Annotated in this window: 22 protein-coding genes; 10 read left to right on the top strand and 12 right to left on the bottom strand. The window is 54.3% G+C overall.

What is annotated here, in order from left to right; translation table 11 throughout:
* Positions 1 to 42: 42 nt before the first annotated feature.
* Positions 43 to 1,953 (top strand): CBS domain-containing protein, encoded by a 1,911-nt coding sequence (locus tag OES20_02410; GenBank protein ID MDH3633535.1) that lies wholly within the window; start codon positions 43 to 45, stop codon positions 1,951 to 1,953.
* 36 nt (positions 1,954 to 1,989) lie between these two features.
* On the opposite strand, the gene OES20_02405 is transcribed toward OES20_02410, so the two are convergent.
* The gene (locus OES20_02405; protein MDH3633534.1) at positions 1,990 to 3,354 is read right to left on the bottom strand and encodes a cbb3-type cytochrome c oxidase subunit I; all 1,365 of its coding nucleotides are present in this window, start codon (positions 3,352 to 3,354) and stop codon (positions 1,990 to 1,992) included.
* Positions 3,355 to 3,375: 21 nt separating this feature from the next.
* On the opposite strand from OES20_02405, the gene OES20_02400 reads away from it, so the two are divergent.
* Complete coding sequence (locus OES20_02400; protein MDH3633533.1) at positions 3,376 to 3,552, top strand: hypothetical protein; 177 nt, start codon at positions 3,376 to 3,378, stop codon at positions 3,550 to 3,552.
* A gap of 21 nt (positions 3,553 to 3,573) precedes the next feature.
* On the opposite strand, the gene OES20_02395 is transcribed toward OES20_02400, so the two are convergent.
* From OES20_02395 to OES20_02385, 3 genes are read right to left on the bottom strand one after another with little or no spacing between them, the layout of a single operon-like run.
* Entirely contained in the window at positions 3,574 to 4,221 is a 648-nt protein-coding gene (locus OES20_02395) for an SCO family protein (GenBank protein MDH3633532.1), read from the bottom strand.
* A 34-nt stretch (positions 4,222 to 4,255) separates the two neighbouring features.
* On the bottom strand, positions 4,256 to 4,783 hold the full coding sequence (locus tag OES20_02390) for a hypothetical protein (protein ID MDH3633531.1): 528 nt from the start codon (positions 4,781 to 4,783) through the stop codon (positions 4,256 to 4,258).
* Entirely contained in the window at positions 4,740 to 5,225 is a 486-nt protein-coding gene (locus tag OES20_02385) for a hemerythrin family protein (GenBank protein ID MDH3633530.1), read from the bottom strand. Before OES20_02385 ends, OES20_02390 begins: the two co-directional genes overlap by 44 nt.
* A gap of 301 nt (positions 5,226 to 5,526) precedes the next feature.
* Between OES20_02385 and OES20_02380 the strand changes: the two genes are divergently transcribed.
* The 7 genes from OES20_02380 (at position 5,527) to OES20_02350 (ending at position 11,958) form a co-directional block, all read left to right on the top strand.
* Positions 5,527 to 5,688: a hypothetical protein gene (locus OES20_02380; GenBank protein ID MDH3633529.1), complete on the top strand. Its 162-nt coding sequence runs from the start codon at positions 5,527 to 5,529 to the stop codon at positions 5,686 to 5,688.
* A gap of 22 nt (positions 5,689 to 5,710) precedes the next feature.
* Positions 5,711 to 6,250 (top strand): cytochrome C oxidase subunit II, encoded by a 540-nt coding sequence (locus tag OES20_02375; protein MDH3633528.1) that lies wholly within the window; start codon positions 5,711 to 5,713, stop codon positions 6,248 to 6,250.
* A 1-nt stretch (position 6,251) separates the two neighbouring features.
* Positions 6,252 to 7,985, top strand: a complete 1,734-nt coding sequence (locus OES20_02370) for a cbb3-type cytochrome c oxidase subunit I (protein MDH3633527.1) — start codon at positions 6,252 to 6,254, stop codon at positions 7,983 to 7,985.
* A gap of 5 nt (positions 7,986 to 7,990) precedes the next feature.
* The gene (cyoE, locus tag OES20_02365) at positions 7,991 to 8,935 is read left to right on the top strand and encodes a heme o synthase (protein MDH3633526.1); all 945 of its coding nucleotides are present in this window, start codon (positions 7,991 to 7,993) and stop codon (positions 8,933 to 8,935) included.
* Between the two features lie 21 nt (positions 8,936 to 8,956).
* Positions 8,957 to 9,784 carry an SCO family protein gene (locus OES20_02360; protein MDH3633525.1) on the top strand — a complete coding sequence of 276 codons (828 nt, stop codon included), beginning with the start codon at positions 8,957 to 8,959 and terminating at the stop codon, positions 9,782 to 9,784.
* 92 nt (positions 9,785 to 9,876) lie between these two features.
* Positions 9,877 to 11,421 (top strand): hydrogenase iron-sulfur subunit, encoded by a 1,545-nt coding sequence (locus OES20_02355; protein ID MDH3633524.1) that lies wholly within the window; start codon positions 9,877 to 9,879, stop codon positions 11,419 to 11,421.
* Positions 11,422 to 11,433: 12 nt separating this feature from the next.
* Positions 11,434 to 11,958, top strand: a complete 525-nt coding sequence (locus tag OES20_02350; GenBank protein MDH3633523.1) for a hypothetical protein — start codon at positions 11,434 to 11,436, stop codon at positions 11,956 to 11,958.
* A gap of 21 nt (positions 11,959 to 11,979) precedes the next feature.
* On the opposite strand, the gene OES20_02345 is transcribed toward OES20_02350, so the two are convergent.
* From OES20_02345 to OES20_02315, 7 genes are all read right to left on the bottom strand, one after another.
* Entirely contained in the window at positions 11,980 to 13,242 is a 1,263-nt protein-coding gene (locus OES20_02345; protein ID MDH3633522.1) for an MFS transporter, read from the bottom strand.
* Between the two features lie 152 nt (positions 13,243 to 13,394).
* Positions 13,395 to 13,580, bottom strand: coding sequence for a hypothetical protein (locus OES20_02340; protein ID MDH3633521.1), 186 nt, complete (start codon positions 13,578 to 13,580; stop codon positions 13,395 to 13,397).
* Positions 13,581 to 13,593: 13 nt separating this feature from the next.
* On the bottom strand, positions 13,594 to 14,034 hold the full coding sequence (locus tag OES20_02335) for a DUF420 domain-containing protein (protein ID MDH3633520.1): 441 nt from the start codon (positions 14,032 to 14,034) through the stop codon (positions 13,594 to 13,596).
* 39 nt (positions 14,035 to 14,073) lie between these two features.
* Positions 14,074 to 15,639, bottom strand: coding sequence for a nitrite reductase (locus OES20_02330; GenBank protein ID MDH3633519.1), 1,566 nt, complete (start codon positions 15,637 to 15,639; stop codon positions 14,074 to 14,076).
* Positions 15,640 to 15,699: 60 nt separating this feature from the next.
* On the bottom strand, positions 15,700 to 17,370 hold the full coding sequence (locus OES20_02325; GenBank protein ID MDH3633518.1) for a nitrite reductase: 1,671 nt from the start codon (positions 17,368 to 17,370) through the stop codon (positions 15,700 to 15,702).
* Between the two features lie 306 nt (positions 17,371 to 17,676).
* Positions 17,677 to 17,985: a cytochrome c gene (locus OES20_02320; GenBank protein ID MDH3633517.1), complete on the bottom strand. Its 309-nt coding sequence runs from the start codon at positions 17,983 to 17,985 to the stop codon at positions 17,677 to 17,679.
* Positions 17,986 to 18,270: 285 nt separating this feature from the next.
* Positions 18,271 to 20,211: a hypothetical protein gene (locus OES20_02315; protein ID MDH3633516.1), complete on the bottom strand. Its 1,941-nt coding sequence runs from the start codon at positions 20,209 to 20,211 to the stop codon at positions 18,271 to 18,273.
* 188 nt (positions 20,212 to 20,399) lie between these two features.
* Between OES20_02315 and OES20_02310 the strand changes: the two genes are divergently transcribed.
* A complete protein-coding gene (locus OES20_02310; GenBank protein ID MDH3633515.1) occupies positions 20,400 to 22,025 on the top strand; it encodes an AMP-binding protein in 1,626 nt (541 codons plus the stop codon).
* A gap of 405 nt (positions 22,026 to 22,430) precedes the next feature.
* On the opposite strand, the gene OES20_02305 is transcribed toward OES20_02310, so the two are convergent.
* Positions 22,431 to 23,576, bottom strand: a complete 1,146-nt coding sequence (locus OES20_02305) for an alpha-hydroxy-acid oxidizing protein (GenBank protein ID MDH3633514.1) — start codon at positions 23,574 to 23,576, stop codon at positions 22,431 to 22,433.
* Positions 23,577 to 23,583: the final 7 nt, after the last annotated feature.

The following is a 23,583-nucleotide window of genomic DNA, read 5'->3' as shown; positions in this document are numbered from 1 at the left end:
CTGGCTCAATTCCATGTTGAATCAAGATGTTAAGCTATCCGAATGGGCGAGCACCGGGTGCATGACACGTCGGACGAGCAGCGCACGCGAAGATTTGTTCGCGCGATGCTCAATGACATACGGGCGTTGGAGGTTATGATTGAGCAAGACCTCATCGAGCGCGATATGCATCGCGTGGGTGTCGAGCAGGAAATGTATATCGTCGACGCCGAGGGATACCCTGCTCCCATCTCCGATCAGTTGCTTAAACGTCTTGCCGACAATCGATTTACGACTGAACTGGCACGTTTCAATCTCGAGGCGAATCTCGATCCAGAACCGATCGGTGGCAATTTTTTGCGAGCCATGGAACGTGGCCTCGACGACGTGCTCTTGCAGGCGAGTCGCGCAGCCAGTGACATTGGCGCTCACATCGTCCTTACCGGCATCCTGCCTACCCTTAACGACGAACATGTCTCGCTCGATAACCTGACACCTGAGGTTCGCTATCAGTGCCTCAACGATACCTGTATGGCAGCGCGCGGTGACACGATCAGGCTCGAAATTGACGGTGTGGACCACTTCGAATTCAGCCATGATTGTGCCGTCATCGAGGGGGCCAACACCAGTTTTCAGTTCCATTTGCAAGTGGCGCCTGACGAAGCAGGGGCGCTCTACAATCTCGCTCAGCTAATCACCGCGCCGTTGCTTGCGGTAGCGGCGAATGCTCCGGTGCTCCTCAACCGACGCGTCTGGCACGAAACCCGGGTGGCGTTGTTCGAGCGCACCTTTGAATATCGCTCGACACCGGAGCTTGCGCGCAATGTTCCGACCCGTGTCGGATTTGGGGAAACCTGGATTGGTGACTCGGTGCTGGATATCTTTCGTGAAAACGCGATGCGCCATCATGTCATCATGGTAAGCGATCCAATCGACGATCCCTTCCAGATACTGCGCAACGGGGGCATTCCGGAACTGAGTGCACTGTCGCTGCACAACGGCACCGTTTGGCGCTGGAACCGGCTTTGCTACGGGATCACCGATGGCAAGCCACACCTGCGCATCGAGAATCGCGCGTTACCGGCCGGACCGACAATCGTTGACGAGGTTGCGAATGCCGCTCTTTTCTATGGGTTGATGCAGGGACTCGGGACGGATGCCGCCAAGGTTCCGCAACAAATCGCCTTCGAGGATGCCAGACTTAATCTCTTCTCGGCAGCCCAGCATGGGCTCGATGCGAGGTTTACCTGGCTCGGTGGTCGTCGACTGGGTGCGCGCGAACTGCTGCTGCAAGAGCTGATTCCAATCGCACGCAACGGGCTCGAAGCACTGCAGGTGCCGGGCGCGGATATCGACTATTACCTCGGTGTCATCGAAGCGCGCGCGAAAAGTGGACGCACCGGTGCGCGGTGGTTGCTGGATAGCCTGGAAAATGTGTCCGTGGAGAAACGTGAGGGAGTCTGTAAAGAGGCGGTGAAATTTATGCGCGAACACCAGGGTCGTGACATTCCCGTGCACGACTGGGAGCTGCTTGTGCCAGATACCGGAGCTGACGACATGAAGGCCTACAAAAAAGTGAGTGATGTAATGACGACCAACCTCTTCACGGTACGTCCCGAAGACCTGGTGGATCTCGCCACCAGTACGATGGAATGGCGCCACGTGCGCCATGTTCCGGTTGAGAGTGCAGCTGGAGAACTGGTTGGCTTACTGTCAACGCGCGAACTGCTGCGCCTGCAGTCAGCCGAAACCGAAACACCGGACCAGCCGATTCCGGTCTCGACGGTGATGCAGCCCAATCCGATCACTATTCCGCCAGACATGCCGCTGGACGAAGCGTTTGTGCGGATGCTCGAAAGTGATACCGGTTGTCTGTTGGTTGTTGCGCGTGGCCAGTTACAGGGAATTGTCACCGAGCGGGATTTACTCGAGGCTGCAGTGGCGTTCATTGCCGATGATAGAAAAAAGAGTTGATGACGCGGGCTAGCATTTCCCGGCAAGCGCAGATTTCTATGGTTGCTGAGGAAGCTTGCTCCCGGGTTTCATTGCCAGGTACATTAGCACCAGGAACATGATGCCGCCAATGATCGAAACCAGGCCGCCGAATCCCATCAAACCCATGCCCGCTATCTGCTCGAAACCGCGTTCGGCGCCGGTCGACTTGCGCGCGACGTTATAGCCACCGGACCAGGCCAGGCCGATGATGTGCATTAGTTGCCCCGTGCCGTAGATTCCGGGCTGCCAGCGGGCGATCCTGCCCTCGACTTTTCTGAACCCCAATTGCGGCAGCAAGTGATAGCTGATGCCCATAAATGCAATGGTTATGCCGACGATGGAACCATGGTAGTGCGCCGGTACGGTAACCGTACTGCCGCTGATCATGAAACCGATTGAGCCCCCGACGCCAAACAGTAACACCGAAAACAACAGCGCGTTTCTCTCGATTTCAAATCCCGCAGCGGGGCGCCATTTTTCGATGATCGCGAGCGTGGTTGCCACGCCGATCGGAACCGCGGCGATGGCGTTACCGTATTTCATCAACTGGATAAACCAGAACAGGTGGTCACCCGAACTGACATCGAAGGCCAGGTATATGACTGGTGCTGCCAGTACTGGCTGCAATCCAAGCAGGAACAAAAACAGCGCCACGCGCGGGGAAATGCGTAGCAAGCCGCCACTGACCGAGGCCAGCCACAGCCACGCGACCAGCATCAGCTGGGTATGACTGAACTGAATAATATGGCCGCTGCCCCAGAACAGGCGATCGTAGTAGGCGAGACCCTCGAAGCCTTCAGCAATTCCTAAGTACGATAACAGTAGTGCAGCTAGCGCAAACAGTGACGCCACCACTGCGACAAACAGCCCAAAGCGCAGACTGGTCTCGCCACTGGTCTGGTTGTCACTGTCAAATGAAGTGAAACAACTGCGTATTACGAGCAGGCAGAATCCGGTTCCGAAGAGGCCGAGCCCTATGAAGAATACCGTGTTCTGTAACACCGGCACATAGTTGTTCATCAACGGGTGGCTTTCACCGGTAAACGGGGAGATGACGATGGTAAGGGTTCCGAGGCTGGCCAGTATGAGCGCAGCCCGGCCAAGGCGCAGGCAGCGCTTCGAGTTGGTATAACTCCAGAAAACACCGGCAAAGGCGAGGAACCAGACCAGTACCGTGAGATTGACGTGAACTACGAGCGCAGTGCGAAAAAAATCGACCCAGGGAACAATTTCCTGAAAGAACGGAGTGCGCGACAACACGATCAAAATGGTATACAAACCACCGATGACAAGCGCCGCTAGTCCCAACAACAGCCAGCCCGTGGTTAACTTACAAGCATTACTATCCGGCGCCGGTAGCGTAAACTGGTTTACTAGCATGGATAAACTTCATCGACCACTGTGAACGACAAAGTTACCACCTCTACCGAGCAACCGATAGCGGATTCGACGCCTGAGCAGGGTGGTCCCTCGATAGGATTTTTTGGGATCGGTATCGCCATCAACCTGTTATTGATTGCGGCCTATTTCATCTGGGCCTATCGGCAATCGAAGAAGGCCAGGGATCGGGAGGAGTAATGTTATCAGCGGGTCAGTCATCTAACCGCTACCCGAAAAATATGCCGTGATTTTTTTGTGCTGGGATAACAGGGTAGGAGCATAGTGCGGCTGTGAGAAGGTCGCCACCAGTCGGCCCAGCGGATCGACCAGGAAAATGGCGCTGGTATGTGTCACCAGGTATTGCCCGGGGCCCGTTTCTGCCTCGAGGATGTAGCCCGCTCCGAACTGCTTCGTTAACCTGTCGATGGCGCCTTTACCCGCGGTCGCACTGATAAATTTTTTGTTAAAGTGGTTGACGTACCGGGCCAGGGTTTCGGTGCTGTCGCGTTCGGGGTCGACCGAGACAAATAATACCTGCAGGTCCTCCGGTTCAAGCCCGGTTTCGTCTTTCAGTAATATCCAAAATTGGCTCAGCTCATGCAAGGTATTGGGGCAGACGTCCGGACATGAGAGGTAACCAAAGAAAATATAACTCCATTTGCCTTGTAAATCCTTTTCGCTTAGTGGGGCTCGATTGTGGCTTTGTAACTGAAACGGGGTCAGCTGCCGGAAATCCTGGCGCAGTACAGCTTCAAGCTCGGAAGGCGGAGCTGGTGGCTTCACCAGCAGATGCGTAATCAGCATGACCAGTCCAAAAACCAGGCCAAGCACCAGAGTGCCGATCGGTAGGATTCGTTTGTTGGTCATCGGTGAAGCGAATCAGCTAATGGCAGTTTCTGGATCAGGGGGCAGCAACATGGTTGTACCTGATGATGTGCTCGTTGATAACGCCCGGTTTGATCAGTTCGAGAAAATCACGACCCAGTTTTATGGTGCAGGGTGACAGGGAACCGCATTCGAAAACGATGCGATCCTCAAGATATCCGTAACGCTCGATCTGAATCGTCGCGGCTTCGGATAAAAGTCCGTATTTACCTCTCATGTAAGCAGCGCTCGAGGTCTGTTTCCGTGCCGCATCGAAAACTTTCGAGATGACCGGTGCATCGACCTCGATCGCATAGGGATAGGGGATGAACAGCAATCCCAGCCAGCGATCTTTAAAAAACTTGATATAGATATTATTGCCGGCCGCCCTGGCGGGGCTGCCGTTGTTGCCATCCCGGGAATAGAATCCGGAAAGGTTTTCCCTGAGTTCCGCTTGTTGTGCCGACCAAACTGGGCCGGGGAGCGCAATGGCGGTGAGCAACAGGCTAAACAGAATGCTTTTAATACTGTTGAACCCGGCGTTGCAATAGTCTGTCTTTTGCATTTTGAATCAGGGTTTTCAGGGTTGATTGGCTGACCGGGTCATGCGACTTCATTCCGGCAAGATTGTGTAATCGGGAATCGTGGGTTTTGAAATGCAGCTGGAACCAGTCTGCCAGTTTCTGTTTGAATTTGGGTTCATCCATCCTGGCTGACTTCTCAAATTCCTCGGTAATGTCACGAATATCATCCAGCAGGCGCTCATGATCGGCCTTGTGCTCGAGATAGTGGTCGTAGTGATGCCTTTGCATCATTTGTTCTTCGAGTGCAAAGTGGGCCGAGATGCTGCCATAGATTTCACCCAGGCTGTCGATTACCAGGCTCTTGTCAGCCTGATCCGTGATTAACGCGTGCACGGCATTGATCTGACGAATGAGTTGTTCGTGCTCGTAGTCGACTCCTTTAATCCCGGTGCAATAATCTTCACGCCATTCAATCAATGCCATCAACAGGCTCCATAATGTTCATTCACTATTCAGATGCGTCAAGCTATCACGACCATTGTTATTGCTAATTGATGAAAGTCAAACCTCAAATCCCTGTTTGTCGAGCCGGGGTGGGGGATTGCCGGTTTTTCAATTTGACTTTTATCAAATCATTTTTGCCATCGCTTGAGTAATCTGACATTTGCCGAAACTGTCACTAATCGTGGGCTGGTTGTCAGTTCATTTCGTTACCTGGGCGGGTGCGAATGAGTGGCTGCGAGTAGTGATCTTCGAGGCTTAACTAAATAAACCGAGGTTAGCCATGTCAGAAGATGCCGATCTACCCAAACCCGAGCACATTCCCTTTTTCCAGCGAGTACTTGAAAACCCTTTCCTGTTGCTGTTCCTGGGGATTGTGATGCCGACCGTGTTTTACATCCTGTGGGGCATTATGGAAATCGCCACTATTCCAGTAGCACCGTAACAACCTTGAGGAGAACTTCATAATGAGCTCATTCTTACCCCCATCGGAACGTAACTGGTGGAGCACGCCGGTTGGTAAACAGGAAGTTATCTGGATTGGAATTGCGCTGGTCTGGTGCCTGATTATGTTCCTGATGATGCCCTACTGGCATATCTACGGAAAACAGAACCTTTCCAATGAAGCCTACCAGACTACCCCGCAACGATTTCAGTCGAGAGTCGATGAAATGGTCGCGCAATACAAGGTCGGCGAACAAGCCGGGATACCGATTGTAAAACCGCCGGCCGGTAGTGATGTTTACATGCTCGGCAGGCTGTGGCAATGGTATCCGATTCTCGAGCTCGAAAAAGACCAGAGTTATCGCCTGCACCTGTCATCGATGGACTGGAATCATGGATTTTCGCTGCAACCGGTCAATATCAACCTGCAGATTCTTCCCGGCTATGAAACGGTGATAACGGTAGCTCCTGACCAGGCAGGCGAGTTCACGGTGGTGTGCAACGAGTTCTGCGGCATCGGGCATCACCTGATGCTCGGTAAAATCTTTGTGAGGGAGAATTAAAATGGCACAGTTCAGAGTCTGCCCGGATTCGGGATTCTATTTTGACAAGTCCGCCGAGAGCCTGATGAAGGCAAACGCGGTTGCCGGTGCTGTTTCATTGCTCATCGCGGGCATCCTGGGGTTAGGAGTTGTTTTGACCCGCTGGCAGGAGGTTCATTTACTGCCGGCCGATGTGTTTTACCAGGCGCTGACGGGGCATGGCATCAACGCGCTGATTTTCTGGATTATCTTCTTTGAAATGGCGATTCTGTACTTTGCCTCGTCGACGCTGTTACGCACTCGCCTGGCAGCGCCGCGCTGGGCCTGGGCGGGATTTGCGCTGATGATCATCGGTATGGTCATGAATAACATCGCGGTGTTACAGGGTAATTCGAGCGTGATGATGACGTCCTACGCGCCGATGCAGGCTGAACCTCATTTTTATCTCGGCCTGATCCTGTTTGCGGTCGGCGCACTGATCGGCTGCTTCGTGTTTCTGGGTACGCTGGTGATCGCGAAAGATGATCGTACTTACGAGGGTTCGATTCCACTGGTAACATTCGGCGCCCTGACCGCCTGTATTATCGCGATTTTCACAATAGCCTCGGGTGCGATAATCCTGGTGCCTACCTTCTTATGGTCGATCGGTTACATCGGTCACATCGATGCGGCAATGTACCGTGTCATCTGGTGGGGCCTGGGACATTCATCGCAACAAATTAACGTCGCGGCACATGTCTCGGTGTGGTACCTGATTGTCGGTGTGTTGTTTAACGCCCGCCCGATGTCAGAGAAAGTCAGTCGCACCGCATTCCTGCTTTACATCCTGTTCCTGCAGTTGGCGAGCGCGCATCATATCCTGGTAGACCCGGGGATCAGTTCCGAATGGAAGGTTTTCAATACCAGCTACGCGATGTACCTGGCGGTGTTGGCGAGCATGATCCATGGCCTCACGGTTCCGGGATCGATGGAAGTTGCGCAACGGGCCAAGGGCCTCACCAAGGGCATGTTCGAATGGTTGCGCAAGGCACCTTGGGGTAACCCGGTGTTCTCAGGCTTTTTCTTTGCGCTGGTGATCTTTGGCTTTCTCGGTGGTATTACCGGTGTGGTTATGGGTACCGAGCAGATCAATATCATCATCCATAACACCATCTACGTGCCGGCACATTTCCATGCGACCGTTGCCGTGGGTACCACGCTGACCTTCATGGCATTGACCTACCTGCTGATTCCAGTGTTGTTCAGGCGCGCGCTATTCCTGCCCTGGGTTGCGAAGTGGCAACCCTACGTATTCTCGGCCGGCATGACCCTGATGATCCTGTTCATGCTGGGTGCTGGAACCCTGGGTGTTTCGAGACGTCACTGGGACATGGATTTTACCGGTGCCATGCTGGGCTTTGAGTATCCGGGAACTGCTTACACGATGATGGCGGTGGCCGGTATCGGCGGCGTGCTCGGCGTACTCGGTGGGGCGATGTACCTGGTGGTAACCGTTGGATCACTGCTGTTTGGTAAAAAGCTCGACGCGTCTGCCGGCCTGTTCCAGGGGTTTGGCGTACCGTTGGCGGCTTCGGTCTACAACGTCACCCAGCCTGAGCGTTTACCGATGGCGCCCAAACTCGCGGTAGAAGAACACGGTTCCGCCGGTTTCGAAGCGCCGGGTACCTTTGCGCTGGCAATGGCGCTGCTGGTTTGTTTCGTCGTCTATTACTTTATTAACTGGGATTACCTGGCCTCGGTCTGGCCGCTTAGCTAATGGCGATGCTGAACTCATTAGGGGCAAATGGAATCGCCCCGCGTGATAGTGAAACCGGTTCGCGGGAACAGCCAGGGCTGGCCTGGAATGTTTTTTTCAGCCAGGTTTCGAACCTTCTCAAGTTCAGGATTGGCGTGGTTATGGTGCTGACCGCGCTGGTGGCGATGGTGATAACGCCGGGTTCGCAACCCGGTGCGCTCGAGATGCTGGTACTCGCGTTTGCGATACTGGTCTCCGCCGGTAGCGCGGGCGCCTTCAACCAGTATTTCGAGGTCGATCTCGATCGCCGGGTACCACGTACCCGCAACCGGCCTTTCGTCACCGGGTACTTCCGTAGAGGCCCCATGTGGCTTGCGATTATCCTGCTATTGCTCGTCGTCGGTGTTGGCTCCGCTGCGCTGGTGTTGAACCTGACGGCAGCATTTTATATTTTTCTCGGCGCGTTTTTCTACGCAATCGTTTACACCGTCTGGCTGAAACGGCGTTCCTGGACCAACATCGTCATCGGGGGTGCATCGGGCAGCTTTGCAGTGCTCGCGGGCGCGGCCGCGGTAGATCCAAATATAGGGCCGGTGCCGATTATGCTCGCGCTGGTTTTGTTCTTGTGGACACCTTCGCATTTCTGGAGTCTCGCGATTGCGAAAAACAAGGATTACGCCCGCACCGGGGTACCCATGCTACCCGTCATAATCGGCAATCGTCGTTGCGCCGAAGTGGTGTTAGTCAATACGTTGATGCTGGTTGCCATTGCAGTCTTGCCGTTTTTCTATGGCATGAACTGGATTTACCTGCTGGCGGCGGCCGGTGGCGGCGGCTATTTCATTTACCACAACTGGCTCATGCTCAGGGATCCGTCCCCGCGCGTCGCGATGAAGAGTTTCTTCGCATCGCTGGTGCAGCTGGTAACGTTGCTTGTCGGCGCCGTGCTCGACGTCTGGATACTCGGTTAGGTTTCGGCCAGGCTGATTTGCATGCGATTCAAGTTGCTGATATGTAGTTTTCTGCTGCATATGATGCTGCCTTCTGACGCCTGGGCAATATCGCAATCTACAGCGCCCGGCGACAGCGTCGTGAAGACAGCCCCGGCCTTTGACTATGACCAGGCACTCGCCACCAGCCAGGCGGCGATCGGTTCCGAGGTTGGTGATCACCGGTTTATCGATACCGACGGCGAGGTCCTGACTCTCGGACAGTTACGTGGTAAACCTCTGGTGCTAAGCATGGTTTATACAAGCTGCTACCAGATTTGCCCGATGACAACGCGGCACCTGTCGAAGATTGTACAAAAGGCGCGGGCAGCGCTTGGCGATGACAGTTTCACGGTCGTGGCGATTGGTTTTGATACCGCTATCGATACCCCCGATGCGATGCGATACTTTGCTGCCAAACAGGGCGTCATTGACCAGGACTGGAAGCTGTTGAGTACCGACCCGCAAACGATCAAGAACCTGTCAAAGGAATTAGGGTTTCTCTATTATCCCTCTTCGAATGGCTTTGATCATTTGATCCAGGCGACCATTATCGATGCCGGGGGCCGGGTTTACCGGCAGGTCTACGGGCAGGTGTTCGATACGCCGATGCTGGTCGATCCGCTGATCGAACTTGTCCTCGGTCGCAAGGCTCCCGAGCAACCACTGCTAGCCAACCTGGTCAGCAAGATAAAACTCTTTTGTACGACCTATGATCCGGTGCGCGACGGCTACTACTTCGACTATTCATTGTTTCTGGGCATGTTGATCGGTGCTACGATCATTCTCGTTGCCGGTACGGTGGTCGTGCGCGGTTGGCCCAGAAACTAGCAGCTGCCCGAATTGACTTTAATCAGATCGGCTTCAATGCCATTCGGATAAGGTCTTAGATCTGGTTTTCTTTTTTGTGGGAATTCGATTAGGTGATAATCAATCCGCTAAAGCGAGTCTATCTCGCGCTCGAATCGTGGTTTAACATTTCCTTCGGCACCGAGTGGAATCCGCTGTACCACCTCGGCACCCTGTCGTTCTTCCTGTTCTGGGTCATCCTGGTTAGCGGAATTTACCTGTTCATCCCGTTTCATGGCAGCCTCGAAGGGGCACATGCCTCGGTGGAATACATGACCCATGACCAATGGTACGCGGCGGGCGTTATGCGCAGCCTGCATCGCTATGCCTCGGACGCGGTAATTGTTACGGTCCTGCTGCACCTGTTCAAGGAGTTTGCATCGGGACGTTACCGCGGATTTCGCTGGTTTTCGTGGGTGACCGGAATACCCAACCTGTGGATGGTAGTGACAATTGGTATCACGGGATACTGGCTGGTCTGGGATGAAATGGCGCAGTATATCGCGGTCGGTTCGGCGCAGCTAATGGATGCCCTGCCGATTTTTTCGGGGGCGATGACGCGAAATTTCGTCTCCGGTCAGATGACCGATCGATTCTTCATCCTGATCGAGTTTCTGCATCTCCTGGGTCAACCGATGCTATTAATTTTCATGTTATGGCTGCATGTCAAGCGCCTTTCCAACGTCAACATCAATCCGCCGCGTGGACTTGCCGCGGGGACCTTTCTCGCCCTGCTGGCATTGTCCCTGTATGCACCGGCAGTCAGCCATGCCCCCGCCAATCTGGGCATGGTACCCCGGGAAATTCACCTCGACTGGTTTTATCTGAATGTATACCCGTTACTCGAATACTGGCCTGCCGGACAGGTCTGGATGCTGACGATAAGTGTTACCCTGTTGTTGATGATGTTGCCGTGGCTGTTGCCGAAGAAAGACGGTCCGAAAGCGGTTGTCGATCTCGATCACTGTAACGGCTGTGGGCTCTGCTTCGATGATTGTCCCTTCGATGCGATATCAGTGCAGGCACGTACCGATGGTGCTCGCTACGAGCACGAGGTGGTGGTTAATCCCGCGCTTTGCGGTGCCTGCGGGATTTGTGCAGGCTCCTGCCCGGCTTCCAATCCGTTTCGGACGCCACGTGGCGAATTAAAGACGGGTATCGACATGCCGCAATTACCGGTCGACGAAATGCGTCGCCTGACCCGCGAAACCATCGACACGATGACGGCAGATCTAAAGATTATTGTCTTCGGCTGCGAGCATGGATTGAACGTTAAACGCCTGGATAGTGACGATACCCGCGGTATAAAGCTTATCTGCAGCGGCATGCTGCCACCAACACTGGTCGAGTATGCGCTAAAGCAAGGCGCCGATGGTGTCATGGTGACCGGCTGTCGGCACAATGACTGCTATTTCCGCTTCGGCAATCGCTGGACCAGGATGCGCTTTGACGGCGAGCGCAAACCAAGCCTGCGGGGCAGGGCCGAACGCGAACGAATTCGCATGCATGGTGCCGCCGAGCCTGACAAGCGTGATGTCGACCGGGATCTGGATGACTTTCGCAGGCATTTGCGGACGCTGAATCAGGTTAATCAAATTTCTGCAGTTGAGGCGGACTGAGAGCGAGACTTTATGGCCGAACTAAGCAACAAGCCACTGCGATTCCTGCTGCAGGCAATTAACTACAGCGTGTTCATGGCGTTGATCTGGTATTTTGCAAGTGCGCCATCGGTGCGTATCATCGAAAATGATGAAGCCATGATTACGATCGCGTTTGCCCACGCCGGTGAATTACGCGAACCCTGTCGCATGCTGAGCCAGGAGGAATTGAACCAGCTGGCGCCCAATATGCGCAAAATCGACGATTGTCCGCGCGAGCGTTCGCCGGTCACGATCGAAGCCATGCTCGACGGTGAACCGTTTTACAGTGCGTCGCTGCAACCCCCCGGCTTGTTCGAGGATGGCGGTGTTGATGTGTTTCACAGCGCTAAAATTCGGGCCGGAACTCATCGCTTACACCTGCAGATGAATGACAGCGTACGTATTGAGGGCTTCAATCACCGTTTCGAGCGTGAGGTTAGCATCGATCCCGCACAGATCCTGCTGGTGGGTTTCGAATCGGGACAGGGTTTTGTTATCCGGGGTGCTCAAAAATAACGCTGCCGCGGCCCTGTCGAACTAGTTAACTTGCCGACAATGCGTCTCGCGCAGAAATAATGCGGCAATGATGGCCGCCAGGTTCACCCCCAGTAAACTACTGAAGGCCAGCGTGTAAGCGCTCGATGAGTAAACGCGTGCACCCGCCAGCATTTCACCGTTCCAGTTGAGGTCGAGTAGCCCGCCGATCAGTGGTTGCATCACTGCGCCTGAGCCAACGATGCACATGTTCATCAAGCCAAGCGAGGTGCTGCTGTAGTTTTCGTCGTTCAACTCCTTGACCGAGCCGAAGCAGACCGTCATCGAACTACCTGCCGCGCCGACGATAAAGATCAGCGCCATCAGGACCGGGGTGTTACGCGGGGTATAAAAAACCAGAACTGCAAGCGCTGCCAGGGCAATTGTCGAACCCGCCACCAAAATCATATTGCGGCGTGCCATCCGGTCCGAGGTCCAGCCACAAACGGGCGAAAATATCGCCCAACCGACGAACAGCATCGAGGTTACCGCAGCGGCTTCGGTGGTGTTATAGCCATGCACGTTGTTTAGCCAGGGCACGCCCCACAAGCCGCCGAATGCGAGCATGGTCGCGGCCATACCGAAACCGATCAGCGAACAGAGCCAGGTTTGCGGGTTGGTCGTTACCGCTTTTAAACCTTTTAAAACACTGTGTTGCTTGCGATGTTGTTTTTGTTCACTCGAACGTAGCGGCACCAGCCAGAACAGCAATAACGCGATTACCAGTGCTACCAGCGCCAGCACCAGGATCGTACCGCGCCAGCCCAGGGATTCGACCACCTGGCGCAATGGCGCCTGCCCGAAAATAGCTCCGCTCATACCTACCGTCTGTAACAAACCCGCCAGCATCGCGTACTGCGCGGGCCTGAACCAGTATCCGGCAATGGCCAGGGTGCCGACAAAACCGAAGGCGACGGTGCCACCGATCAGTGCCCGCCCCACGGAAGCGGTTAGCAACGAATCGCTAAATGCAAATACGATCGAGGCGAGGGCGCATAACGCCGCCGCGAAACTCATCAACTTGCGTGGCCCGAAATGATCGGTCAGCATACCCACGGGTAGCTGAATCGAGGCATAGGCGTAAAAGTAGAATGCCGACAGCGAACCCAGTGCTGCACCCCCCACGGCGAAGTCTCGCATTAGCTCGCTGGTCATGACGCTGGGCGATACGCGCTGGACAAACGCGTAGCCGAAGAACAGTGTACCCAGCGCAAAGGCGACGATCGCCTGGCGACGACTGACGGGTGAGGCAGTTGGTTCGGGCATTTGGAAACCAGTAATTCAGCAGTTCGCTAAACTAACAGGTTTCTGGGTAAAGCCAAGCCGTGATTCACGCCACAGTTGCAAGATCCCGATACGTGAACCCGGTATGCGCTGGATTGACGTATCGGGATCCTGTAACGGATCACCATTAAAAGTTAGGGGTTTAGCAACATCTCGATCGCTTTAAACGAACCCACAGCGAGCACCATGATAATAATCAGGAAAACGAGCGAGCGTTGTTGCTCAAACTGCTTACCACGTTTCTGCTCGATCTGGACCAGTATCCAGTCGGATAAGAAATAAAGGATAATTGCCGCCAGGGTGTAGTAGACATATTGCATCGTTAGTCCCTGGTTAAATTTCGCCGGTGTAAACGTGGAACCCGAGAATATAGATCACGACACCGGAAACCGACACGTAGAACCACAGCGGAAGGGTCCAGCGGGCAATACGCGGATGTTGCCTAAAGTTGCCTTTAATGGCGAAAAATACCGTGATTAACACCATTGGCACGATAACCGCGGCAAGAATGACGTGGGAAGCCAGCAGTGTGAAATAAAACGGGCGAATGAGCCCTTGTCCCGCGAATGGCAGATATCCAACCTTGGCGTGATAGGTCAGGTAGGAGATCATGAATATACTTGAGATCACCAGCGCGGTCGCCATGCAGGTTCGATGCAGTCCGAGCCTTGCATTGCGGATGAAGTAATAGCCCGATGCCAGCAACAGTGTTGCCGCGGTGTTGAGCAAAGCCTGGAAATGCGGCAGAAAGGGGACAATGTCATCGAGGTTCATAACGCAGAGTAACCTTTGATGCCTGAAGAACGCATGGGATTAGTGACTGGTCCCTTCAGAGCGGGTGATCTTATTGTAAACGTTGTATTTACCGACCGGCTTGTTCATCGGAATACGTTTGACTTCGTCGAGCGTCTCGCCGTCGTAGACAATCACGGCCCCATCCCGGTCCCAGATGCTGAGCAACGCGTACCTGCCATCTCGGGTGAATTCGACATGGGCCGAGGTCTTGCCCGGCACCGGTCGCAGGGTCTTGACGATTTCCAGGCTTTGCTTGTCGATTATATGAATCGCGTCCCTGTCGGGACCGAAGAACACATCGACCCAGGCGTAGCGAGAATGCTCGTGGCTGCGCATGAAAAAGCCTGGTCCAAGAGTATCTATCTGCTTGATAACATCCCAGCTGTCCATGTCGATAATACTCACCGTACCGGTGCGCAGGTTGGGCGAGGCCATGACCTGTCGGCCCTGGTAGCGCCAGCTGATGCCCGAGCCGAGATGCGGCATGCCGGCCAGTTCAATACTGGCTATCTTGCGACCCACCAGCAGGTTTACAACCTGCCCCTTGCGATCACTGCGCGATGCACCGATCAGGTGCTGGTAACTCTGGTCGAAGAAGAAATCGTCCAGGTAATCGTCCAGCTGGATTCGCCGCACCGGAAATCGGCCCTGCTCGGCGATTCCCTCTCCCATTCGATAATCGTGCACGTAGCTGTTAAATACCGGTGGGGGGTCGTCGAGATAACTAATTTCCCAGACTTCGGTAAAATCCTTCAGCGCGACAATAAAACTGTCACGCGGTGCAGCGGTATAAACGGCGCTGACGCGTGACGTCAGTTCCTGGTTTCGATCCGTTACAGCGATAATTTTTACCAGGCTCAAATCATGTGCATCGAGCAAGACCAGCGTATGTGGTAAGTAATTACCGACCAGCACGTAGCGATCATCCGCGGAGACCGCGGCGTTTCTCGTATTGATACCGGCGCGTACTTCGGCAACTTTTTGCAGGCGGTACATATCAAACTTGGTAATCCAGCCATCCCGTGATGCGAAATAAACGTGGCGACCATCGGAGGAGTACTTGGGTCCACCGTGCAGTGCATGCCTCGATTTGAAACGATGCAGGCGCTCGAAGGTATCGCCGTCGAGCACCGATACATGGTGATCGCCAGCCTCCACCACGAGGAACAGGTTGAGACGGTCAGCCTGGTAGATCGGCGGCAGGCTCGCGGCTTCGGGTTTTAGCAGGTCGGGATTCAGAATTCGGTGACTCGCCTGAATCGCTGCGGAATTCCAGCTGGGTGTGCGAAGGGGTGGTGTATAAATGTACTCAACCAGTGCGTCAATATCGGTTGTGCTCAATTGCTGGCCGAAGGCGGGCATTTGTGTTGCCGGCAGTCCTTCGGTAATTGCCGCCCTGGCCTGTGGTTGCTTGAGTCTTTTGAGATTACCGGGTAATAGCGCCGGACCGCTTAAGCCAAGGCGTTCAGCGCCGTGGCATGCGGCACAATGCTGTTGATACAAGTTTGTGGCGGTCTGGGCGTTGGTACTGGAGCATACGGTTACGATGACCAATAGCAGCAACCCATAACAGGTTCCTTTCATTTTCTGGGACGGTAAAGCGGGGTGGGCACATCCTGATTGCCCACCCACCTTGAAACCGGTCTAGTAGATGTCGTTGACCGTATTGTACACGTTGAATTTGCCTGTCGGCGTGATCAGGCGATCGTTTTTAATCACCTTTTTCAGCTTCAGCGACTTGTCATCCACGATAACCAGCGCGGATTCCTGCTCCTTGCCACTCCATACCGAAAACCAGACCTCGTCACCAGCCTTGTTGTACTCGGGCTGTACCACGCGTTTGGGTCCTTCGCCCAGGTCGGCCCATTCGGCGATTGGTAACACCTTGTATCCCTTGTCCAGGTCATCGGTATTGAAAACCGCGATTGACTGGCTGATCTTTTCACCGGGATTGAGCGGCGTATCCACGTACAGGTGCTTGGACTTTGGATGGGTCTTGATAAACAGCGATCCACCACCCTGGCCCTTGAGTACCTCGACCACCTTCCACGCATTGTCCGGGTGACCCACAGGATCGGTGCCGATTAGCGTGATTTTGTCATTACCCAGCGCACTCGTTGCCCAGACCGGGCCGTACTTGGCATGCACAAAGTTAGCGCCCCGGCCTGGGTGCGGGATCTTGTCGACGTCAATCATAGCCGTAAGCTTGCGCTCTTTCGAATCGACGACGGCCACCTTGTCGGACTTGTTCGCTGCAGTGAGGAAGTAGCGATGGGTGCTATCCCAGCCGCCATCATGCAGGAAACGCGCGGCGGGAATGGTGGTCACAGTAAGACTCTCGATATCCTCGTAGTTGACCAGCAGGATCTTGCCGGTTTCCTTGACATTGACGATAAACTCGGGATGTTCATGCGAAGCCACGATCGCTGCAACGCGAGGTTCGGGATGAAACTCCTTGGTATCCGTTGTCATGCCGCGGGTGGAGACGATGGTCTTCGGTTCCAGCGTGTTACCGTCCATGATGACGTATTGCGGTGGCCAGTATGAACCTGCAATAGCATACTTATCTTCAAATCCCTTGTACTTCGAGGTCTCGACCGAACGTGCTTCCATTCCAACCTTGATTTCAGCCACGGTATCGGGTTTTTCCATCCACATGTCGATCAGGTTGATCCTGGCATCGCGACCGACCACGAACAGGTAACGACCGGAAGCCGACATGCGCGAAATGTGCACCGCGTAGCCGGTATCAACAACGTTAATGATTTCCTTGCTATTGCCATCGATCAGCGCCACCTGGCCAGCATCACGCAGGGTGACCGAAAACAGGTTATCGATGTCGTACTCGTTCATCTTTTTGCTGGGGCGATTTTCCGGCGTTACCACCAGTTTCCAGCTGCCGCGCATTTCCGCCATACCCCACTCAGGTGGTTGGGGCGGTTCGTGCTGCAGGTAACGTGCCATCAAGTCGACCTCGGCTTCACTCATTTCGCCAGAAGTACCCCAGTTAGGCATACCGGCAGGTGAGCCATAGGTAATAAAGGTTTTGAGATAAACACTGCCGCGGGCTCGCGTAATATCGGTGGTCAGCGGTTTTCCGGTAGCGCCTTTACGCAGTACCCCGTGACAACCCGCGCAGCGTTCGAAGTAAACTTGCTTGGCGGCTTTGAATTCATCGACCGTCATCGGCGGCCCCTCCGAGTCAATCAAGTCCTCGGTTAAGGATGGATCGATACCCGATGGAGCCCCTTCATATCGTGTTTCTGCTTCCTCCTCTGCTTTTGCAAAGGCATAAGAAGTCACGAATACCGACATTGCCAGCAGCAAGGACAGGCATATTTTCAGTTGTTTTGTTGACTGCGATATCACGGCGTTCACCCTGGTGATTAAAAGGTGAGGCCAGTATATCTGGACGTATTTCCGTCACTCCTTGATTATTGTCAAATCCCGAATTTCTATGTATGGATTTTCGATATAGAAGGACATGCATGAATGACGTGTCCCGTGTCGGAAGGTTTGATTTGAATGATACCCGTAACGACGAGATATCGATGAAAAAATTTAACCCGGTGTCAGGGCACTCCCATGAGTGCCCCGTCGGGAACTACTGATCGCTGGTTGTTACTGTCCCAGGCCGGCGTAATAGGCAGCGAGATCGTCGATATCAGCGTCAGAAAGCGGTGCCGCCATTGGCGCCATCATCGGATTGGCGCGTTGTCCGTCCCGAAATGCTTTCATCTGGGCCACCAGATAACCCACTTTCTGCCCTGCCAGGTTGGGCCACATATCGTTCGGGCTGATTCCATTCTGACCGTGACAGGCTCCGCAGGTTGCTGACTTGCTCTTGCCGGCCGCGGCATCTCCGGCCGTAACGCTGGCAGAACTGATACTGAGTAACGCAGCCGTAATTAGTAGGTAGGTCTTTGTCATTTTTACATCCTCTCTGGATTTTGTTTAAAACTTAAGATCAAGGCTATATTCTTATCTTCGGAAGCGCCTTGATTTATATCAGATCATCTCGTTATAGTCGATCGATTCGAATGTCTGCACCTTAAGTCTTTATGGAATATATTAACCAGGAATCTGGGAAACCTGGTAACAACCGAACGTGGAAATCAATTCTGCCAGAACGCAGACACGCACGCGGATCAATTCGAGGTTAAGCCTGCAGTTGAATGTCCCTCAAACGGGCTTTCACCCGCCAGGAAAAAGGGATTACTGCGGGATGGTCGAGCTAAATGAATCCTGCTTGTTTTCTGACTCCGTTTCGGGCGATGACAGTTGCTCTTTGACACGGGCGATGAAAGCGTTGGTGGAATCTTTTGCCGCTACGTTGCTGGAAGCGCCGGCATTGGGCGGAATAATCACTGTATTTTCAAATTCATCTTCTTCGGCCTGGACCTTGTCTTCCAGTGCCTCGGTCTCTGACCCGAGATTGAAATCGACCGGCGGTTTAGGGGGAATTACTTTGGCAATGTTGGGTTCGCTTGGCGGAATGGGTGCCGATCCTAACGGTGCCGCTGCAGGTGCATTTTCAGTGGCTGGTGCCGAACCTGACATCGGAATCGGTGCTGATCCCAATGGAGTTGCAGGCGGGGTACCAGAGGCCGGCGCCGAACCCGAAATTGGGATCGGTGCTGATCCCAGCGATGAGGCTCGAGCAGCAGGGCGCGGTGTCTCCGGTTTCGCTTCCTCAGCCGGTGGAACCGGCGCGGATGCGAAGGGTGAAGGTTTGTCAAAAACGCCTGACCCTGTGGCCGATTTAGGCTCTGTTGGAGCTTCTGTTTTATCCACAGACGGAGATGGCGCCGACGCGAAAGGCGATGGTTTGTCAAATACGGCTGCCTCGGCCGCCGGCGCTGGAGTGGAATCCTGTGGTTCGGGGGCTGGTGGTGCTTCGGCGGTTGGGGTCGGGGCTGGGGCCAGGGCAGGTGCAACAGGTGACGGTTTCTCAGTAACCGCTGCCAGTGTTGCCGCTGGCTTGATTTCCTTCACCGGAGCAGCGACTTCCTTTTCTATTACCGGAGGCTCTGGGATTTCCTGCTTCGCGACAACTTCCCTTTCCTTTACCGGAGGCTCTGAGATTTCCTGCTTCGCGAAAAATTCCTTTTCCTTTACCAGTGGTTCGGGAATTTCCTGCTTTGCGGCGGTTTCTATTGGAGCTACCGGTGGTTCGGATTTCTTGATTTGTGCTGCCGCTTCAAGCTTTGCCGCTATTAGTGTGTGGTCTCTTGCTGGCTCGAAACGCATCGTATCGCGTGCTGCCTTGAGCTTTTCCCTGGGGTCGACGGCGGTGCCAACACCGATTTCAAACTTTGGTGCCGAAAACTGGCTCAGGTAGGCATTCAGGTTGGGTTTTAATCCGTAACCGTCAGCGGTGACGTGCAAGCGTCGATTCAGCAGGTACAGCAGTTGCAGCACGATTAACCTGATCGGTGCATCATCGTTGCCAATGCCCATCATCTCGCGGTTACTCAGCGCCAGCGGTGCTGCGTTTCGCCAGGCAAAGCAGCCCTGGGTAGCAATAACGGCAGGCAGGCATTTCATCGATGTGTCGAGTCCTTCGTCCTCGCGATGGCTGAGCCAGAGTTCTATATTTTCCTTGAGTTGTCGGTGGCTATTCTTGATTCCACTGAAGCCGAAGACAAATCCCGGCGGTCTGCCGATGAGTTCAAAACGTGCGGTCCGCAACGGATCCGCGTGGAAAAACTTCTTGTTGGGACCGGGTTTTAAACCGTTTTTCTTGGCAAGCTTGATCAACAGGGTTTTATCAATGTTGGTTTCAAGCTGTGCCAACGAGGCGCAGGCATTGAGAGATTCGAAGAAGGTTTTGCGGATAAACTTGGCCCTGATCGAAAATGTTGCAAGCACCGATTCGTAAATGTATGCATTGTGGGTGCCCCGCATGCCGATGCGCGGGAAGTCGCGGTTGTAGACGACAACTTCCAGGTGATCCGAGTAGTTGCCGAAAGCATCGACAATTCGGCCTGAGCCAATGCCGTAATTTTCAGGCACGAACGGCTTTAAAACGGCTTGCACAAACGCTTCAGTCGCGGCCGTATCTTCCAGTTCATCTTTTTCGATTGCTGCAATTAAATCGGCTTCGCCTTTTAATTTTTTTGCAACAAGTAGTGCCCAGTCTTCGTAATTGTTCATAATCCCTACCGCCCGAAGCGCTTCTCACAGATTATTTTTAGCAGAATGAGAGGAAAATTCTACATTATTATCAGTGTCTTAATTTAAATTCATAGAATTACCCTAGCTTATAGTCCCGATATCGGGTTATCTCAACTGTGATTTGGGCAATGTTGCGGTATTATGAAATTTTTATCTTTACCGGATTAATGCGGCTAATCGACCCCACGGCAACCGATTTTGATGCCATTCGACGGGAGTTTCGTTGGTCGATTCCTGGAAAAATCAATGTCGCTTACCAGGTTTGTGATCGCCATCGACAGCGGGCACAGCAGGTTGCCGTCTATTATGAAAATGCCGCCGGCCAGCGCGCGAAATACAGTTTTGCTGATCTAAAACAGTTATCTGATCGATTCGCCAATGCCTTGCGTGCGGTCGGTGTCGGGCAGGGTGAGCGGGTTGCGATCCTGTTGCCGCAAACGATCGAGACCGTCATTGCGCACCTTGCAATCCACAAGCTCGGCGCGGTATCGCTACCGCTGGCGATTTTGTTCGGTCCCGAGGCGCTCGAATACAGGTTGCGCGACAGTGGTGCCAGCGCGGCCATTGTGCATGCCAGTCGCTACGACGATGTAAACACACTACAGCCTGATCTCGATGATTTACGGGCTGTAATAGGCTGTAGATGCGGTGATCCTCAAACTGAATTCTGGAGCCTGCTGGAAAGGGGTGCCGACCAGTTCGAATTGATCGAAACCCGCGCCGATGATCCCGCTTGCCTGATTTATACCTCCGGAACCACGGGACCGCCCAAGGGCGCGCTGATCGCGCATCGAGCGGTAATCGGTAATTTTACCGGCTTCGAAATGTCACAAAACTTTTTCCCAAAGGCGGGTGACGTGTTCTGGACACCGGCTGATTGGGCGTGGACGGGTGGTCTCTGGGATGCCTTGCTGCCTGCGCTGAACTATGGCATGCCGATCGTGGCCTACGAGGGTGGCGGTTTCGATGCCGAGCGGGCATGCAGGCTGATGCGCGACTACGCGGTCACCAATACCTTTATTCCCCCGACCGCACTGAAAATGCTGCGCGTGTTGCCTGACCTCAAGACGCGTTATAACTTGAAATTACGAGCGATTATGAGTGCCGGTGAACAGGTAGGCGAGGAACTGATTCACTGGGGCCGCGATGCTCTCGATTTGACGATAAACGAAATGTGGGGACAGACTGAATTTAACTACATCGTGGGAAATTGCTCGGCGATAATGCCACCCAGGCCTGGGTCGATGGGTAAGCCGTACCCCGGTCATCGCGTAGATGTGATCGATGAGAATGGTAATGTCGTGCCCGATGGCAAAGAGGGTGAGCTTGCTGCCTGGTGCGATGACCCGGTCATGTTTTTGGGATATTGGAAGAACCCGGAGGCAACACGGGCCAAAATATCTGCAAACTGGTTTCGCACCGGGGACGTCGGTTACCGTGATGAAGATGGATTCCTGTGGTTTGTCGGGCGCAAGGATGACGTTATCAACAGTGCAGGCTATCGCATCGGGCCCGGAGAAATCGAGGATTCGCTGTTGCGGCATCCGGCCGTGTTACAGGCTGCAGTGGTTGGCAAGCCGGACGAGTTACGGGGTGAAATTGTCAAGGCCTTCGTGGTCCTGGGCAAGGATTATGCGGCAAGCCCCGAGCTTGCGCGCGAGATCCAGCAATCGGTGCGCGAACGTCTATCTGCGCACGAGTATCCGCGCGAAGTCGAATTCATCGATAGTCTGCCCATGACCACCACCGGCAAGGTCCGTCGCATCGACCTGCGCGCCCGCGACCAAAGATAACCTGCAGTATTCACAGAACCTGCATCTGGCATTATCCAATGCTACCCCGGGGGAAAGCTCGCAAAAGACGCTCCCAACTGGCGCAAGCGCCAGTTGGCCCATCCATGGGATCGCTTGGAGCGCGGCATCTCTGCCGCGCTACACTTTTGCGAGCTCTCCCCCGGGGTAGCTTCATACTCGTCTGGCAGTCCCTAAGATCCAGTAGCATCAGGTTTGATTTTTTGGAGATTTTCGAACTTAAATAGTTATAACGTCCTTTTACTACCCTGATTGAAAGAGGCGCGGCCATTGGGTGTCTGTTGCGGGAACGCCGTAAATACGTCCATGTAGGCTCGCGCGCGACATCCCTGTCGCGCAGCGTCCCGCAACAGACACCCAATGGCCGCGCCGGTGGTTGTATCGGGATTAGGTTGGGGGGTTGAGGAGGTTGTGGTGGCCGAGATTTTGTACCAGGCGTTCGCCGCACAGGGCCATGGTGGTGTCGAGCTCACGGTAAATGATGTCGAGTACCTGGTCGACACCGGCTTCGCCCCTGGCACCAAGGCCATAAACAAAGGCACGTCCGATATAGGTGCTTTTCGCGCCCAGGCAAAGCGCTTTCAGTACGTCCTGCCCGGAGCGAATGCCGCCATCGAAATGGACCTCGATGTCGCCGCCGACCGCATCGACGATTTCGGGCAGCGCGCTGATCGAGGATCGAGCGCCGTCCAGCTGGCGCCCGCCGTGGTTGGAGACGATGATTGCATCTGCACCGGCTTTTGCCGCCATGCGTGCGTCTTCAGGGTCGAGGATACCCTTGATAATCAGTTTCCCGCCCCAGCGTTCCTTGATCCAGTCAATATCCTGCCAGGATAACTTCGGGTCAAACTGTTCCGCGGTCCAGGAGGAGAGTGAAGACAGGTCGCCGACACCCTTCGCGTGGCCGACGATGTTTCTGAACGAGTGACGCCTGGTGGTCAGCATATTCAGGCACCAGCGTGGTCGACTGATGATTTGCAGTGCCGCATTCAACGTGGGCTTGGGCGGTGCACTTAATCCATTGCGGACGTCGTTATGCCGTTGTCCCAATATTTGCAGGTCCAGTGTCAGCATCAGTGCGCTGCAACCGGCATCCTTTGCACGATCGATCAGGCGCCCGATAAAGTCGCGATCTTTCATGACGTAAAGTTGAAACCAGAAGGGTTTGCTGGTGTGTTCGGCAACATCCTCGATGGAACAGATGCTCATGGTTGACAGGGTAAACGGCACGCCGAAGCGCTCGGCAGCGCGAGCCGCCTTGATCTCGCCATCGGGATGCTGCATGCCGGTTAAACCGACCGGTGCCAGTGCCACAGGCATGGCGACCGCCTGCCCGATCATTTCAGTTTTTACCGAGCGATCCGTGATGTCCACGGCGACGCGTTGCCGCAGCTTGATTTCCTGAAAGTCGGTCTCGTTGGCGTGATAGGTTGACTGCGTCCACGAGCCGGAATCCGCGTACTCGTAGAACATTCGCGGTACGCGCCGCCGCGCCAGTTTCTGTAAATCCTTGATTTCACATATCGCGGTCATGAATACC

Source organism: Gammaproteobacteria bacterium (genome assembly GCA_029862005.1).
Classification (GTDB): domain Bacteria; phylum Pseudomonadota; class Gammaproteobacteria.
This window is presented reverse-complemented; position numbering and strand designations above follow the sequence as displayed.

Coding starts and splice junctions, on each gene's coding strand:
- cyoE (MDH3633526.1), top strand. CDS start 7,991: ATGCTGAACTCATTAGGGGCAAATGGAATCGCCCCGCGTGATAGTGAA.
- OES20_02345 (MDH3633522.1), bottom strand. CDS start 13,242: ATGCCCGAACCAACTGCCTCACCCGTCAGTCGTCGCCAGGCGATCGTC.
- OES20_02340 (MDH3633521.1), bottom strand. CDS start 13,580: ATGCAATATGTCTACTACACCCTGGCGGCAATTATCCTTTATTTCTTA.
- OES20_02385 (MDH3633530.1), bottom strand. CDS start 5,225: ATGGCATTGATTGAATGGCGTGAAGATTATTGCACCGGGATTAAAGGA.
- OES20_02315 (MDH3633516.1), bottom strand. CDS start 20,211: ATGAACAATTACGAAGACTGGGCACTACTTGTTGCAAAAAAATTAAAA.
- OES20_02335 (MDH3633520.1), bottom strand. CDS start 14,034: ATGAACCTCGATGACATTGTCCCCTTTCTGCCGCATTTCCAGGCTTTG.
- OES20_02370 (MDH3633527.1), top strand. CDS start 6,252: ATGGCACAGTTCAGAGTCTGCCCGGATTCGGGATTCTATTTTGACAAG.
- OES20_02390 (MDH3633531.1), bottom strand. CDS start 4,783: ATGCAAAAGACAGACTATTGCAACGCCGGGTTCAACAGTATTAAAAGC.
- OES20_02330 (MDH3633519.1), bottom strand. CDS start 15,639: ATGAAAGGAACCTGTTATGGGTTGCTGCTATTGGTCATCGTAACCGTA.
- OES20_02350 (MDH3633523.1), top strand. CDS start 11,434: ATGGCCGAACTAAGCAACAAGCCACTGCGATTCCTGCTGCAGGCAATT.
- OES20_02305 (MDH3633514.1), bottom strand. CDS start 23,576: ATGACCGCGATATGTGAAATCAAGGATTTACAGAAACTGGCGCGGCGG.
- OES20_02380 (MDH3633529.1), top strand. CDS start 5,527: ATGTCAGAAGATGCCGATCTACCCAAACCCGAGCACATTCCCTTTTTC.
- OES20_02320 (MDH3633517.1), bottom strand. CDS start 17,985: ATGACAAAGACCTACCTACTAATTACGGCTGCGTTACTCAGTATCAGT.
- OES20_02375 (MDH3633528.1), top strand. CDS start 5,711: ATGAGCTCATTCTTACCCCCATCGGAACGTAACTGGTGGAGCACGCCG.
- OES20_02395 (MDH3633532.1), bottom strand. CDS start 4,221: ATGACCAACAAACGAATCCTACCGATCGGCACTCTGGTGCTTGGCCTG.
- OES20_02325 (MDH3633518.1), bottom strand. CDS start 17,370: ATGTCGGTATTCGTGACTTCTTATGCCTTTGCAAAAGCAGAGGAGGAA.
- OES20_02410 (MDH3633535.1), top strand. CDS start 43: ATGGGCGAGCACCGGGTGCATGACACGTCGGACGAGCAGCGCACGCGA.
- OES20_02405 (MDH3633534.1), bottom strand. CDS start 3,354: ATGCTAGTAAACCAGTTTACGCTACCGGCGCCGGATAGTAATGCTTGT.
- OES20_02360 (MDH3633525.1), top strand. CDS start 8,957: ATGCGATTCAAGTTGCTGATATGTAGTTTTCTGCTGCATATGATGCTG.
- OES20_02310 (MDH3633515.1), top strand. CDS start 20,400: ATGCGGCTAATCGACCCCACGGCAACCGATTTTGATGCCATTCGACGG.